At 46.4% G+C, this 14,298-nt stretch carries 15 protein-coding genes; 12 read left to right on the top strand and 3 right to left on the bottom strand.

The window, feature by feature from the left end; all coding sequences use genetic code 11:
- Positions 1–113: 113 nt before the first annotated feature.
- The 3 genes from cmoB to GXP65_RS09555 all read right to left on the bottom strand — a co-directional run bounded on the left by cmoB (position 114) and on the right by GXP65_RS09555 (position 2,979).
- Positions 114–1,085, bottom strand: a complete 972-nt coding sequence (gene cmoB / locus GXP65_RS09565; protein ID WP_005426262.1) for a tRNA 5-methoxyuridine(34)/uridine 5-oxyacetic acid(34) synthase CmoB — start codon at positions 1,083–1,085, stop codon at positions 114–116.
- Positions 1,086–1,270: 185 nt separating this feature from the next.
- Positions 1,271–2,008, bottom strand: a complete 738-nt coding sequence (cmoA, locus tag GXP65_RS09560; protein WP_005426299.1) for a carboxy-S-adenosyl-L-methionine synthase CmoA — start codon at positions 2,006–2,008, stop codon at positions 1,271–1,273.
- A 104-nt stretch (positions 2,009–2,112) separates the two neighbouring features.
- Complete coding sequence (locus GXP65_RS09555) at positions 2,113–2,979, bottom strand: DUF72 domain-containing protein (protein ID WP_162092664.1); 867 nt, start codon at positions 2,977–2,979, stop codon at positions 2,113–2,115.
- 272 nt (positions 2,980–3,251) lie between these two features.
- Between GXP65_RS09555 and aspS the strand changes: the two genes are divergently transcribed.
- The 12 genes from aspS to tolR all read left to right on the top strand — a co-directional run bounded on the left by aspS (position 3,252) and on the right by tolR (position 14,288).
- Positions 3,252–5,030, top strand: coding sequence for an aspartate--tRNA ligase (gene aspS / locus GXP65_RS09550; RefSeq protein ID WP_005426152.1), 1,779 nt, complete (start codon positions 3,252–3,254; stop codon positions 5,028–5,030).
- A gap of 100 nt (positions 5,031–5,130) precedes the next feature.
- Complete coding sequence (gene ruvC / locus GXP65_RS09545) at positions 5,131–5,652, top strand: crossover junction endodeoxyribonuclease RuvC (protein WP_005426231.1); 522 nt, start codon at positions 5,131–5,133, stop codon at positions 5,650–5,652.
- A 122-nt stretch (positions 5,653–5,774) separates the two neighbouring features.
- A complete protein-coding gene (locus GXP65_RS09540) occupies positions 5,775–7,226 on the top strand; it encodes a methyl-accepting chemotaxis protein (protein ID WP_162092663.1) in 1,452 nt (483 codons plus the stop codon).
- Positions 7,227–7,304: 78 nt separating this feature from the next.
- Complete coding sequence (ruvA, locus tag GXP65_RS09535; RefSeq protein ID WP_043882971.1) at positions 7,305–7,919, top strand: Holliday junction branch migration protein RuvA; 615 nt, start codon at positions 7,305–7,307, stop codon at positions 7,917–7,919.
- Positions 7,920–7,940: 21 nt separating this feature from the next.
- Complete coding sequence (gene ruvB / locus GXP65_RS09530) at positions 7,941–8,945, top strand: Holliday junction branch migration DNA helicase RuvB (protein ID WP_005426235.1); 1,005 nt, start codon at positions 7,941–7,943, stop codon at positions 8,943–8,945.
- A gap of 461 nt (positions 8,946–9,406) precedes the next feature.
- Complete coding sequence (gene cydA / locus GXP65_RS09525; RefSeq protein ID WP_038889167.1) at positions 9,407–10,993, top strand: cytochrome ubiquinol oxidase subunit I; 1,587 nt, start codon at positions 9,407–9,409, stop codon at positions 10,991–10,993.
- A gap of 17 nt (positions 10,994–11,010) precedes the next feature.
- Entirely contained in the window at positions 11,011–12,147 is a 1,137-nt protein-coding gene (cydB, locus tag GXP65_RS09520; protein WP_038889166.1) for a cytochrome d ubiquinol oxidase subunit II, read from the top strand.
- Positions 12,148–12,159: 12 nt separating this feature from the next.
- Entirely contained in the window at positions 12,160–12,267 is a 108-nt protein-coding gene (gene cydX / locus GXP65_RS09515; RefSeq protein ID WP_000270284.1) for a cytochrome bd-I oxidase subunit CydX, read from the top strand.
- Positions 12,260–12,562, top strand: a complete 303-nt coding sequence (gene ybgE / locus GXP65_RS09510) for a cyd operon protein YbgE (RefSeq protein ID WP_005426209.1) — start codon at positions 12,260–12,262, stop codon at positions 12,560–12,562. Before cydX ends, ybgE begins: the two co-directional genes overlap by 8 nt.
- A gap of 171 nt (positions 12,563–12,733) precedes the next feature.
- Entirely contained in the window at positions 12,734–13,153 is a 420-nt protein-coding gene (gene ybgC, locus GXP65_RS09505; RefSeq protein ID WP_162092662.1) for a tol-pal system-associated acyl-CoA thioesterase, read from the top strand.
- Positions 13,143–13,841 (top strand): protein TolQ, encoded by a 699-nt coding sequence (tolQ, locus tag GXP65_RS09500; RefSeq protein ID WP_005426224.1) that lies wholly within the window; start codon positions 13,143–13,145, stop codon positions 13,839–13,841. Before ybgC ends, tolQ begins: the two co-directional genes overlap by 11 nt.
- Positions 13,842–13,844: 3 nt before the next feature.
- Positions 13,845–14,288, top strand: coding sequence for a protein TolR (gene tolR, locus GXP65_RS09495; RefSeq protein ID WP_009842719.1), 444 nt, complete (start codon positions 13,845–13,847; stop codon positions 14,286–14,288).
- The last annotated feature ends 10 nt before the right edge of the window (positions 14,289–14,298 follow it).

Here is a 14,298-nt window from a genome sequence, read left to right as displayed (position 1 = left end):
TGACGAAAAGCCAAAAAATTAAGGACGCAATATGCATCCTTAATTAGATTTGAAGAGAGGTTAATGTCTTAACGGGGGGAGTGAGTTAAGACAATGTCAGAAATCTCAGTTAATTATGGCTTGGTTGCCACAAGTACCGCTCGACGAGGGGCAGGGTAGCCTTCTACCGTTTTGCTCGGGTCGTTTGGATCAAGGTAATCCGGCAGTGAGTTATGTGTCATCCAATCGGTCGTGCGCTGCTCACCAACCGTCGTTACGTTTTCATCTACGATGCGCACATCTTTAAAGCCAACCAGTTCTAGCCACACTTTCAGCGCTTTCGCTGAAGGGAAGAAGTACACATTACGCATTTGCGCGTAGCGAGACGTCGGAACTAATACCGCGTTCTCATCGCCTTCGATAACGAGTGTCTCAAGAACAAGCTCACCGCCTGATACCAACTGGTCTTTTAGCTGCACCAAGTGATCCAGTGGAGAGCGACGGTGGTAAAGCACGCCCATGCTGAATACGGTGTCGAACGCTTCTAACTTAGGTAGCTGTTCAATCCCTAATGGAAGAAGGTGAGCGCGTTGGTCATCGCCCATTAACTTGCGAATCGCTTCGAACTGAATTAGGAACAGGTGAGAAGGGTCAATACCAACCGTTAGGCGTGCACCTTCACCTAGCATGCGCCACATGTGGTAGCCGTTGCCACAACCCACATCTAATACGCTACGGTTTTTCAGTGGCGAGATGTGCGGAAGCACGCGATCCCATTTCCAGTCACTGCGCCACTCGGTATCGATATGAATACCGTGCACAGTGTATGGGCCTTTACGCCATGGGTGGAATGTACGCAGTAGGCTTTCTAGCTTTTTCAGCTCACCTTCATGGAAAGGCGTATCGTTGCTGATGGTTACTGAGTTTTTGATGTCCACTTGGTTTGGGGCACCTTGTGGGATCTTGTTCAGCGCTTTCAGCCAGCGACCAAAGTCACCGTGCTCAGCATTTTGCCAATCTGTTAACTGTTGAGGTAATACGTTTAGCCACGGCTGAAGACGAGTGTCTTGAGCGATTAACTGATAAAAATTAGCAAAATTAAACATAGTTTTTCACTGAGTTTATGGAGTCAGCAGACCCTGGGTAAAAGTTAAATGTGTCATTCCCTACAGTGAGGGACGAACGTGATAGGGAATCTCGGTTTTGATCGGTTTTGATAAGATATCCCCAACTCGCTCGTTCCTCGCTCTTGAGGATGACGTCCTAATGAGAGCGAACTGTGTTGCGAAGCTTATTTAATCGCAAACATCGAACCGAAGTTAAAGCACTGGAACCAAACGTCGTAGCTTGAGAACCCAATTTCTGCGAAACGCTCTTTATGATCTTTCTTTGAATCTGGGCGCATCACGTTTTCAATCGCGCTGCGTTTTTGGCTGATTTCTAGTTCGCTGTAGCCATTCGCACGTTTAAAGTCGTGGTGAAGGTCAATTAACAGCTCGTTAGATACTTCATCTTCAAACACGAACTTTTCAGACAGAATCAAAATACCGCCCGGACGCAGACCCGCGTAGATTTTCTCTAGTAGCGCATAGCGATCTTCTGGAGAAAGGAATTGCAGCGTAAAGTTCAGCACCACAACAGATGCGTTTTCGATTTCGATATTACGAATGTCTGCTTCGACTACATCAACTGGCGTATCACTGCGGTACGCGTTGACGTGAAGCTTACAGCGCTCAACCATCGCAGGAGAGTTGTCCACTGCAATGATTTGGCAACCTTCTTGTTTGATATGACGACGCATGGAAAGCGTAGCAGCACCCAAAGAGCAACCTAGGTCGTAGATGTTTGAGTGAGGCTTAACAAAACGCTCTGCCAACATACCAATTGCAGAAATGATGTTGCTGTAACCCGGCACCGATCGTTGAATCATGTCAGGGAAAACTTCCGCTACGCGTTCATCAAACGTGAAATCCCCAATTTTATCGATTGGAGCCGAAAAAATAGTATCTGGATTGCTCTTAGGGTTCATAACCAAATCTCTGCATACAAGCCGCCTGAAATGTCAGGCATCAAAAAAGGCGCGTATTTTATGGGAAATTCGCGCCTCTGTCATTTGCTTAATTATAAGCTTGTCTAAAACATTTGTATTTGCGAGTTGCCATCGTTGGCAGGAAATACAGACAAGTTCGGCAGTGAGAACCTAAGTTGTAGCTGCTTATACAGCTTTTCAGCCAGTTCTGGTGCTAAGACGTTATCTGGCGTGTGAATCATCAAGTACGGTTGAATGCCTTGTTCAATCCACATCGGCAGTTTCTTCAACCAAGGTTCGAAAAAGCGCAGGTTATCGTCCATATCTGGATGGCCAATAAAACGAATCATTGGATGCTTGGCGGTTGCAATTGCATGCACCGGAACGCGAGGCTTTTTCTGGTGGGCATCGATCACCGCTTCTGTTGTCGGCTGCGCGGCAAATACAGGGCGGCTGTCCATAATAATGCGGTCAATGCCGCTCTCTAACAGCCACTGATTCAACGCACGCTCTTCTTCACCTTTGGAGAAAAAAGCCATATGACGGACTTCCACCCCAAGTGGGAAATTCGGCGGAAAGCTGGCACAGAACTTCTTCAGGCGCTCAAGATGCTCAGGCCCAAAAGCGGCAGGAAGCTGAATCGTCCATTGCCCAACACGCTCATGAAGTGGTTCCATGATCGTCATAAAGTCACGTAACTGCTCGTCGCAACCTCTGAGCATCTGCTCGTGAGTAATGGCTTTTGGCAACTTAAAGGTGAATTTGAAATCGTCGTGAGTCGCGGCTTTCCAGTTTTGCACCGTGTTGAGCGTCGGTGTGGCGTAAAAGGTGGTGTTGCCTTCTACAGTGTGGAACACCTGCGCGTACTTTTCGAGTCGCTCTGCAGGCTTGGTGCCACTACCATAAAAGCTTTGTTGCCACTGGTTGTGCGACCACATGGTCAATCCAAGTCGAAGGGGTAAATTATCCATATCTCTGCTTTACGTTTTTTCCTGAGCCCACTTTACGAGAGTTTTGCTGAAATAGGTAATTTCACGCTATAATCCCCACCAATTTTTTCGCTTTGGTGCGCTTTTGAACATTTGTTGTACTAAAAACCACCAATGAATGATAAAACACACTTAATTGTATGTTGAGTAGTCGATTTTCATAGGCTTTCAGCGTATAAATGGATCTTTACTCTGCTCGGCAATGAGGCTGACAGAGCGTAGTTAACAATATTTGAGAGATTGGGAATTTCATTATGCGTACCCATTACTGTGGTCACCTGAACAAGTCCCTTGCAGGACAAACTGTAGAACTTTGCGGCTGGGTTAACCGTCGTCGTGATTTAGGCGGTCTTATTTTTATCGATATGCGAGATCGCGAAGGTATCGTTCAGGTAGTTGTTGATCCAGATATGGCAGATGCGTATGAAGTGGCTAACACACTTCGTAATGAATTCTGTATCAAGCTAACTGGTGAAGTTCGCGTTCGTCCAGAGAGCCAAGTAAACAAAGACATGGCAACAGGTGAAGTTGAGATCCTTGCGAAAGGTCTTGAAATCATCAACCGTTCTGATGTTCTGCCTCTAGACTTCAACCAAAAGAACTCTGAAGAGCAACGTCTGAAGTACCGTTACCTAGATCTACGTCGTCCAGAAATGAGTGACCGCATCAAGCTACGTGCTAAAGCGTCTAGCTTCGTTCGTCGTTTCCTAGATGACAACGGCTTCCTAGACATCGAAACACCAGTACTAACAAAAGCGACACCAGAAGGCGCTCGTGACTACCTAGTACCTAGCCGTGTTCACAAAGGCAGCTTCTACGCGCTTCCTCAGTCTCCACAGCTATTCAAACAGCTTCTAATGATGTCTGGTTTTGACCGTTACTACCAAATCGTTAAGTGTTTCCGTGATGAAGACTTGCGTGCTGACCGTCAACCAGAATTCACACAGATCGATATCGAAACGTCATTCATGACGGCTGACCAAGTTCGTGCAACGACTGAGAAAATGGTTCGTGAAATGTGGCAAGAGCTACTGAACGTTGACCTAGGTGAATTCCCAGTAATGCCGTTCAGCGAAGCGATTCGTCGTTTCGGTTCTGATAAGCCAGACCTACGTAACCCACTAGAACTAGTAGACGTTGCTGACCTAGTGAAAGACGTTGAGTTCAAAGTATTCTCTGGCCCAGCAAACGACGAGAAAGGTCGCGTTGCAGTTATCCGCGTACCAGGTGGTGCAGAGCTTACTCGTAAGCAAATCGACGGCTACGCAGAATTCGTAGGTATCTACGGTGCGAAAGGTCTAGCATGGATGAAGGTTAACGACCGTGCAGCAGGCATGGAAGGTATCCAATCTCCAGTAGCTAAGTTCCTAAACGAAGACGTGATCAACGGTATTCTAGATCGCACTCAAGCGGAATCTGGCGACATCATCCTATTCGGCGCAGACAAAGCTAACATCGTTGCTGAAGCACTAGGCGCACTTCGTCTTAAACTTGGTAAAGACCTAGGTCTAACTAAAGAAGGCACATGGGCTCCTCTATGGGTTGTTGACTTCCCAATGTTCGAAGAAGACGACGAAGGTAACCTACACGCTATGCACCACCCATTCACATCGCCTCTAGGTGTTACAGCGGAAGAGCTAAAAGCGAACCCAGCAGCGGCGAACTCAAACGCATACGACATGGTTCTAAACGGCTACGAAGTTGGCGGTGGTTCTGTACGTATCCACAACGCAGAAATGCAAGCAGCAGTATTCGATATCCTAGGTATCAATGCAGAAGAGCAACAACTGAAATTCGGCTTCCTACTGGACGCTCTGAAATTCGGTACGCCTCCACACGCTGGTCTTGCATTCGGTCTAGACCGTCTAGTGATGCTACTATGTGGTACAGAGAACATCCGTGATGTTATCGCGTTCCCTAAAACAACTGCGGCGGCGTGTCTACTAACAGACGCACCAAGCCTTGCAAACCCAGCGGCTCTAGAAGAGCTAGCGATTGCAGTAACAGTTGCGAAAGAAAAAGACGCAGAATAAGCGCACAACAATTAAAGAAAAAACTCCCGCACCTGCGGGAGTTTTTGTTTTAATGGCATATATTCTAATAAATTTAGTGAGTTATTGATTAGGACTCTTCATGTCAATTATTTTGGGTATTGACCCAGGCTCTCGTATTACTGGTTATGGCGTGATTCGCCAACAAGGTCGTCATCTGCAATATCTAGGTAGCGGCTGTATTCGCACTTCAGAAAAAGAGTTGCCAGGTCGTCTCAAGCAAATCTACGCAGGCGTGACGGAAATCATCACCCAGTTTCAACCAGATGTATTTGCCATCGAACAAGTGTTTATGGCGAAGAACGCTGATTCTGCACTAAAGCTCGGGCAGGCGCGTGGTAGTGCGATTGTGGCGGCAGTGAATGCGGATCTTCCGGTGCATGAGTACGCCGCTCGCCTTATTAAACAAGCGGTAACAGGTACAGGTGGCGCAGACAAAGTACAGGTTCAACATATGGTTCAACACATGCTTAAATTGCCAGCCAAGCCTCAAGCCGATGCTGCCGATGCGTTGGGTGTTGCTATTTGTCACGCTAACACGAATAAGACGCTGGTGGCGCTTGCAGGCAAAGCAACTAGTGCAAGAAAAGGTCGTTACCGTTAGGCGTGTTCTCGTATTAAAAATGAGACATCTCAGACAGATTTAAGGATTAAATTTGTTGAGAAAATGTTACAAAACTATAGTGGTCAGAGGTCTAATAAGAAATCAATCAAGGAAGATTGAACATGAATCCAGCCACGCTGTGGCGCAGTGCATTTATGCCGCGCCAAACTCAATGGACGAGAACACAACAACGTCAAGCCGACATCCTCTCTCTATTTACCCTCATCGCTTTCCTCGTCGGGATCTACAGCCTGATCAAATGGTCCAAACATGGACATGAAAGCTTAATTTTCACATCAATACTCTTAATCGCACTCGAACTGATATCCGCCTTCAGCCTGAAATGGTTCAAGCAACCAGCATTGTCGCTCAATTTGGGTTTTGTTGGCATGTCAGTGCATGCGCTTAACATCATCTATCAAAGTGGTGGTGTGGTCGATTCAACCCAAACTTACTGGGTACCTTTGTTAGTCGTCGCTTTCTTTTTATCTGGCACTCGTATCATGGCGATCTCTTGGAGCGCGTTAGTGATAGTGCTTTCTGCGGTAATGACGTATCAGCATGTGTCTGGTTTTGGTTTTCCTCAACTTGTGTTGTCTGAATCTGCCCAGCGTGTGGAAATATGGTCAGGCACCGTGTTACCGCTGGTGGTGATTTGTATTGCACAAGCCTTTACCGCCAAGCAGCGAGACATCGCGATTGAAAGTGCAGAGATAGCCAAAGCAGAAAGTGAGTTGGTGGCGCAGAAGGCAACAGAAGGAGAGCTGCGTTTAGCTGAGGTGTTAGAACAGGCGAATCAAAACTCAAGTGAGTTGAAACAAGTCTCCCAAGTGTTGGACGAACAATCATCACAATTAGATGCTCAAGTGAATGCGCTCAATGTAAACAGTGAATCCCAAGCCAGCGCAGCCGAGCAAATGAGTCAGCAAGTGCATCACATGGCGACGGGGATTGAAGAGTCCAGCAAGTTTGTCGAAGAGCTGCGTGAGAAGAGTGAAGACGTGCATCAACAAGCTGAGAAAAGCTCGGAATTACTGGAGGATTCAACCCAAGCGATCAGCCAGATTATTACCAGCCATGAAGACATCATGAAAGTGGCAGACTTGATTACCTCGGTCGCAGAGCAAACCAACTTGTTGGCACTCAATGCCGCTATTGAAGCAGCGCGAGCGGGTGAGCAGGGCAGAGGCTTTGCGGTAGTTGCGGACCAAGTACGAGATCTTTCGGCTAAGAGCAGTCAGTCGGCCGTGGAAATTCGTAACTTGCTTGATCGCAGTGAACAAGAAGTGAAGCATGGTCAAAGCGTTGTGACGTCAAGCACAGAGCGAATGAACACCATTATCCAGCAAGTTACCACCATCTCTCATGATGTGCAGAGTTTGTCCGGCATCATGGCAACGCAAATGACGGCTTTAAAAGAGTTAGATGAAGCCAGCAGTGAAGTGGCTAACGGTGTAGTGAACACCAAAACTATTGCCGAAACTGTCGCGCAATACGGCAACGAGCTGAACGGGCAAGTAGTCGCGGTACGCAACCTCACACAGCAACTTGATCAAGTTGTCTCAAAAATCTAACCCCACCGCATAAAGGACTGGATGTCTATCCAGTTCTTTATTATCCTGTCGCAAATTCATTTCCAAAGAGTATTTATAGTGATTGGACGTCTTCGCGGCACTCTGCTTGAAAAGCAACCACCTGAAGTTTTAATTGAAGTTAATGGCATTGGTTATGAAGTTCAGATGCCAATGAGCTGTTTCTACGAACTGCCAAACGTCGGTGAAGAAGCCATTATTTATACTCACTTTGTTGTACGTGAAGACGCGCAATTGCTTTACGGTTTCAACACAGTCAAAGAACGTGCGCTATTCCGTGAAGTGATCAAAGCGAACGGTGTTGGTCCTAAGCTAGGTCTGGGTATCCTCTCAGGCATGACGGCGAGCCAATTTGTTTCTTGTGTAGAGCGTGAAGACATTTCAACGCTTGTGAAACTACCGGGTGTTGGTAAGAAGACGGCTGAACGCCTCGTCGTTGAAATGAAAGACCGCCTGAAAGGGTGGGGCGCTGGCGATCTGTTTACTCCGTTTACTGATGCAGCACCTGCGGACTCTGGCTCTGCGGCTTCTAACAACGCAGAAGAAGAGGCAATCAGTGCGCTTCTTGCTCTAGGCTACAAGCCGACTCAAGCGTCGAAAGTGGTTTCTCAGATCGCTAAACCGGATATGACCAGTGAGCAACTGATCCGTGAAGCACTAAAATCAATGGTGTAACGGAAAGCCCAAGGGAACAATATGATTGAAGCCGATCGTTTAATCGCGCCAGAAAATCCTTCGTTTCGTGAAGAAGACGTCATCGACCGTGCGATTCGTCCTAAGAAGCTGGCGGATTACCAAGGTCAGGATCACGTGCGTGATCAGATGGAGATTTTCATCAAAGCCGCTCAATTGCGAAATGAAGCGCTCGACCACCTTTTGATTTTTGGTCCTCCAGGTTTGGGTAAAACCACGCTTGCGAACATCGTTGCCAATGAGATGGAAGTGAACATTCGTACCACTTCTGGCCCTGTACTCGAGAAAGCAGGGGACTTAGCGGCGCTGTTGACCAATTTAGAAGAAAACGATGTGTTGTTCATTGATGAGATCCACCGCTTAAGCCCGATGGTTGAAGAGGTGTTGTATCCAGCGATGGAAGACTACCAGTTAGACATTATGATTGGTGAAGGTCCGGCGGCACGCTCTATCAAAATTGATTTACCACCTTTCACTTTGATCGGTGCAACGACGCGTGCAGGCTCTTTGACATCACCATTGCGTGACCGTTTTGGTATTACTCAGCGTCTTGAATACTACAAAGTGAAAGACCTGCAAGATATCGTTCAGCGCAGTGCTGACTGTTTGGGCTTATCTATGGAGTCGGAAGGGGCGTTAGAAGTTGCTCGCCGTGCTCGTGGCACGCCACGTATTGCTAACCGATTGCTACGCCGAGTTCGTGACTATGCGGAAGTAAAAGGCAACGGTCATATTTGTGCTGATACCGCAGACAAAGCATTGAACATGCTTGATGTCGATGCCGAAGGTTTCGATTATATGGACCGTAAGCTGCTGTTAGCGATCATGGAGAAGTTTGGTGGTGGACCTGTTGGTTTGGACAACATGGCAGCGGCGATCGGTGAAGAGAAAGACACCATCGAAGACGTTCTTGAACCATATCTAATCCAACAAGGCTATTTGCAACGCACTCCGCGTGGTAGAATTGCCACCGATCGTGCTTATTTGCATTTCGGAATTGAAAAGTAAGATTTCAACGCTGGGCACGTAGTGCTCAGCTTTTCACCAATGTTGACCAACCTCTCATTTATTAAATCTCTTCTAATACTAAATAGGTAATAAAAACTTATTGGTTGTTAACTCTATGTTCTTAGCCAACTGATAAATCTCTCTCCTGATTACGCTCCTTTAACATCCCTTTTAAATATCGTTTGATCTAGATCAAATTGATGGATTTTTGTTCAAATTCGACGCCTAAAGATTGATATATATCAAAGCGCTTTCCTGCTATAAACCTTTTGAAACAAACTGTTTTTAGAAGTAATATTAGGCCCAGCTATATTAGCTGATGCTTAACAATTAACTAACCAACGAAGCACATTTTTGCAACAAAGCGTTGTGATAATTCAACATTTTTCAAGTGTAAATAACACTTGTGTATGGATTGCAATATGTAGAGAGTGTCATTCAGCCGACACATAGGAGTTACCATGATTGACGTAGTTGATCTGTCGCGGTTGCAGTTTGCACTGACAGCGATGTATCACTTCCTATTCGTACCATTGACCCTTGGTATGGCCTTCCTTTTGGCCATTATGGAATCGATGTACGTAATGACGAACAAGCAAATCTACAAGGACATGACCAAGTTCTGGGGTAAGCTGTTCGGTATTAACTTTGCACTTGGTGTGGCTACCGGCCTTACCATGGAGTTCCAGTTTGGTACGAACTGGTCTTACTATTCCCACTATGTAGGTGACATCTTCGGTGCGCCACTTGCGATCGAAGCACTGGTTGCTTTCTTCCTGGAGTCAACTTTTGTTGGTCTATTCTTCTTCGGGTGGGATCGTCTATCGAAACGTCAACACTTGGCGGTAACCTGGTTGGTTGCTCTAGGTTCTAACTTCTCTGCACTTTGGATTCTTATCGCGAACGGCTGGATGCAAAACCCAGTAGGCGCTGAGTTCAACTTCGAAACCATGCGTATGGAAATGGTGAGCTTTGCAGACGTTGTTCTAAACCCAGTAGCGCAAGTTAAATTTGTACACACAGTAGCGTCAGGTTACACGTGTGGTGCAATGTTCGTTCTAGGCATCAGTTCATACTACCTACTGAAAGGCCGTGACGTGGCGTTTGCTCGTCGCTCATTTGCTATCGCAGCATCTTTCGGTATGGCAGCAATCCTATCGACAATCGTTCTAGGTGACGAATCTGGTTACGAGTTGGGTGAAGTTCAAAAAGTGAAACTAGCGGCAGTTGAAGCAGAATGGCACACAGAGCCTGCGCCTGCAGCATTCACGCTATTTGGTATTCCAAACCAAGAAACAATGAACACCGATTACGCAATCAAGATCCCTTACGTAATGGGTATCATCGCAACGCGTTCATTTGACGAGCAAGTAACAGGTCTACACGATCTACGTGAAGAGCACGTTGACCGTATCCGTACAGGTATGTACGCGTACGAGCTACTTGAAAAACTGCGCGCAGGCGACAAGTCTGAAGCAAACATGACTGCGTTTGACGAAGTGAAAGGTGACCTAGGTTACGGTCTACTTCTAAAACGTTACACAGAAAACGTTGTTGATGCGACAGAAGATCAAATTCAAGCGGCTGCGGATGATTCTATCCCAACAGTTTGGCCACTATTCTGGTCATTCCGTATCATGGTTGCGTGTGGTTTCATCATGCTATTCGTATTCGGTGCGTCATTCATCCAAACATGTCGTCAGAAGATCGAACAGAAACCTTGGGTTCTTAAGGCTGCATTGTTCAGCATTCCACTTCCATGGATTGCGATCGAAGCAGGTTGGTTCGTCGCAGAATACGGTCGTCAGCCTTGGGCAGTAGGTGAAATTCTACCAGTTCACGTAGCTGCATCTGCACTGACTGCAGGTCAGATTTGGACTTCACTATTCGCAATCCTAGCGCTATACACTGTGTTCCTAATCGCAGAAGTATACCTAATGGTGAAATTCGCTCGTAAAGGTCCAAGCAGCCTGAAAACAGGTCGCTACCACTTCGAGCAAAACGCTGACTCTGTTGAAGACAAAGTTAGTCGCCAAGTAGAAGCGTAAGGCAAGGAGACAACAAGATGTTTGATTACGAAATCTTGCGATTCATCTGGTGGGTACTGATCGGTGTTCTACTAGTTGGTTTCGCGATTACTGACGGTTTCGATATGGGTGTAGGCGCGCTTGTACCTGTAATCGGTAAAAACGACACGCAACGTCGTGTGATGATTAACTCAATCGCTCCGCACTGGGATGGTAACCAAGTATGGCTTATCACTGCAGGTGGTGCATTGTTCGCAGCATGGCCTTTGGTTTACGCGACATCGTTCTCTGGTTTCTACCTAGCGATGATCCTAACTCTAGCGGCACTTTGGCTACGTCCAATCGGTCTTGATTACCGTTCGAAAATTGAAGATCCAAAATGGCGTAACACTTGGGATATCTGTATCTCAATCAGTGGCTTCGTTCCACCAATCATCTTTGGTGTTGCGTTTGGTAACCTTCTACAAGGTGTTCCGTTCCAGTTGAACGAATTCCTAATGCCAACGTACCACGGTTCATTCTTCGGTCTACTAAACCCATTTGCTCTGCTATGTGGTCTAGTAAGCTTGTTCATGATCCTGATGCAAGGCGCAACTTGGCTGCAAATGAAAACAACTGGCGAAGTACACACTCGTGCTCGTAACGTAGCTCAGCTTACTGGCCTACTAACAGTGGTTGCTTTCGTAGCAGCAGGCTTCTGGATCCAAAACATTGAAGGCTACGTAATCGTAGGTGGTATCGACACTGCAGCAGCGTCTAACCCTCTAAACAAAGAGGTTATCCGTGAAGCAGGCGCGTGGATGACGAACTTCGAAACTTACCCACTACTATGGGCTGCACCTGTATTGGGTGTTGCTATGCCGCTTCTAGCTGTATTGGCATCTCGTCTAGAGAAGTGTGGTATTGCATTCCTAACATCAAGCTTAGGTAACGCTGGCGTTATCTTTACTGCTGGTATTGCGATGTTCCCATTCATCATGCCATCAGACCTAGTGCCAAGCCACAGCTTAACAATGTGGGATGCAACGTCATCTGAGCTGACTCTGAACCTAATGACAGGCGTAGCGTTTGTAATGGTTCCAATCATCTTGGCTTACACGTCTTGGACTTACTACAAGATGTTCGGTCGCTTGGATGATCAGTTCATCGAAGACAACAAAAACTCACTTTACTAAGGAGCTATTACTATGTGGTATTTCGCATGGATTCTAGGTGTACTACTTGCTTGTGCATTCGGTATCATCAACGCTCTTTGGTTAGAGCACTCAGAAATGATGGATAAAGACAGTGAGTAATCTCGCTGACAAGGTAGCGAAACTTCACGCACCAATGGACAAGACTCTGTTGAGAGTCTTGGCCTTAATCCTCGGCTTTATGCACGTTGGATTGGTGATGTGGGACCCAAACGCATACCATCGAGAAATTGGTGGCTTTAATGCGTTTATCGCGCCAGCATTGATTTGGGCTTGTTGCTCAAGCATGGTGTATGGCGTGGGTTTTAAACCGAGAAGCTGGTACTGGCAAGTATTGTTCAGCCCTTACTTCTCACTCGCTATCCTAATTTATCTAACTGCACTCTATTTCATGTAAGCGTTACACTCTGAAATAAAGTCGGTTACTAAATCATCGAATAAAAGCCAGGCAGTTTGTCTGGCTTTTATTTTTTCTACAAAATTCAAAAATATTCCCTTCGCTCAGTACCAATTACTGCCGCTTCAGTTATAGTAATTGCTTTAAAGAATTGAAATTACTGGTACTCCCTTGCAAGGCACATCAAATCCCTTCCGCTGGCCGATCACCGTGTATTACGAAGACACGGATGCGGGCGGCGTTGTATATCATTCAAATTATTTGAAATTCTTTGAACGTGCACGCACTGAGATGTTGCGTGAAAAAGGCGTTTCCCAACATGTGTTATTGGAACAAAACATAGGCTTTGTTGTCCGACACATGGATATCGATTTCAACCAAGGCGCTAGGCTGGACGAGCATTTGACCGTTCTAACCCGAGTGTCAGAAATCAAACGTGCTTCTTTGCAATTCTGTCAAGAGTTAGTCAATGATGAAGGCAGAACATTGTGCAAGGCAATGGTTAAGGTAGCATGTATCGATAATAAGAAAATGAAGCCAATTGCGATTCCATCATTTATCAATTCGGAGCTAACAAATAGTGACTGCTGATATTTCCATTTTAGATCTCTTTCTTCAGGCCAGTCTGTTGGTAAAGCTTGTGATGTTGACACTGCTAGGCATGTCAATCGCATCATGGGCTATGATCATTAAGCGCAGCAAAGTCTTATCTCAAGCATCAAAAGATGCAGAGTCATTTGAAGACAAATTTTGGTCGGGCACGGATCTTTCACAGCTTTATCAAAAAGTGAAAGGCCGCAAAGACGACATCACGGGCACAGAAGAAATCTTCTACGCAGGTTTTACCGAGTTCGCACGCCTACGTAAGAGCAACGCAAACTCACCCGCTTACATCATGGAAGGTACTGGCCGTGCAATGCGCGTCGCCGTTGCTCGTGAAGTTGATGAACTTGAAACCAGCCTACCATTCCTTGCAACGGTTGGTTCTATCAGTCCATACATTGGTCTGTTTGGTACCGTTTGGGGCATCATGCACGCGTTCATCGCTTTAGGTGAGGTAAAGCAAGCAACGCTTTCAATGGTAGCGCCCGGTATCGCAGAAGCACTGATTGCGACAGCGATGGGCCTATTCGCGGCAATCCCTGCGGTAATGGCTTACAACCGTCTAAGTAACAAAGTAAGTAAGCTAGAACACACATACGCAACTTTCTCTGAAGAATTCCACAGCATTCTGCACCGTCAAGCGATGGCGGGTCGAGACAGCGCAAGTAAGGAATAAGTCATGGCGGGTTACCAACCTAAAAAGCGTAAAATGACTGCAGAGATCAACGTCGTACCTTACATTGACGTGATGCTTGTTCTGTTGATCATTTTCATGGCGACCGCTCCATTTGTGACTCAAGGCGTGGATGTGGATCTACCACAAACGTCGACGGCTGAATCCATGCAAGATCTGGCTGGTGATACTGACAGCAGCTTCATCATTATCGAAATCGATCGTGACGGCAATTTAGGTCTGAGCGTGAATGATGAAGAGGTTCAACGCGGTCTATCACTACAAGACGTGATTGTGCGTGTGAAAGCCGAGCGTGAGATTAAGCCTGATTCACCTGTTGCAGTCGGTGGTGATGCGGCAACGCCATACGCTGACGTTGTACTTTTGCTTGACGAGTTAAGTCGTGCAGGCATCCCAAAAGTGGGTCTGATGACCGATATCAAGGAATAGACATCGTACA

The organism is Vibrio sp. LB10LO1 (assembly GCF_010092875.1).
Classification (GTDB): Bacteria; Pseudomonadota; Gammaproteobacteria; order Enterobacterales; family Vibrionaceae; genus Vibrio; species Vibrio campbellii.
The sequence above is the reverse complement of the archived record's forward strand: the minus strand, read 5'-3'. Positions and strand labels throughout refer to the sequence as shown.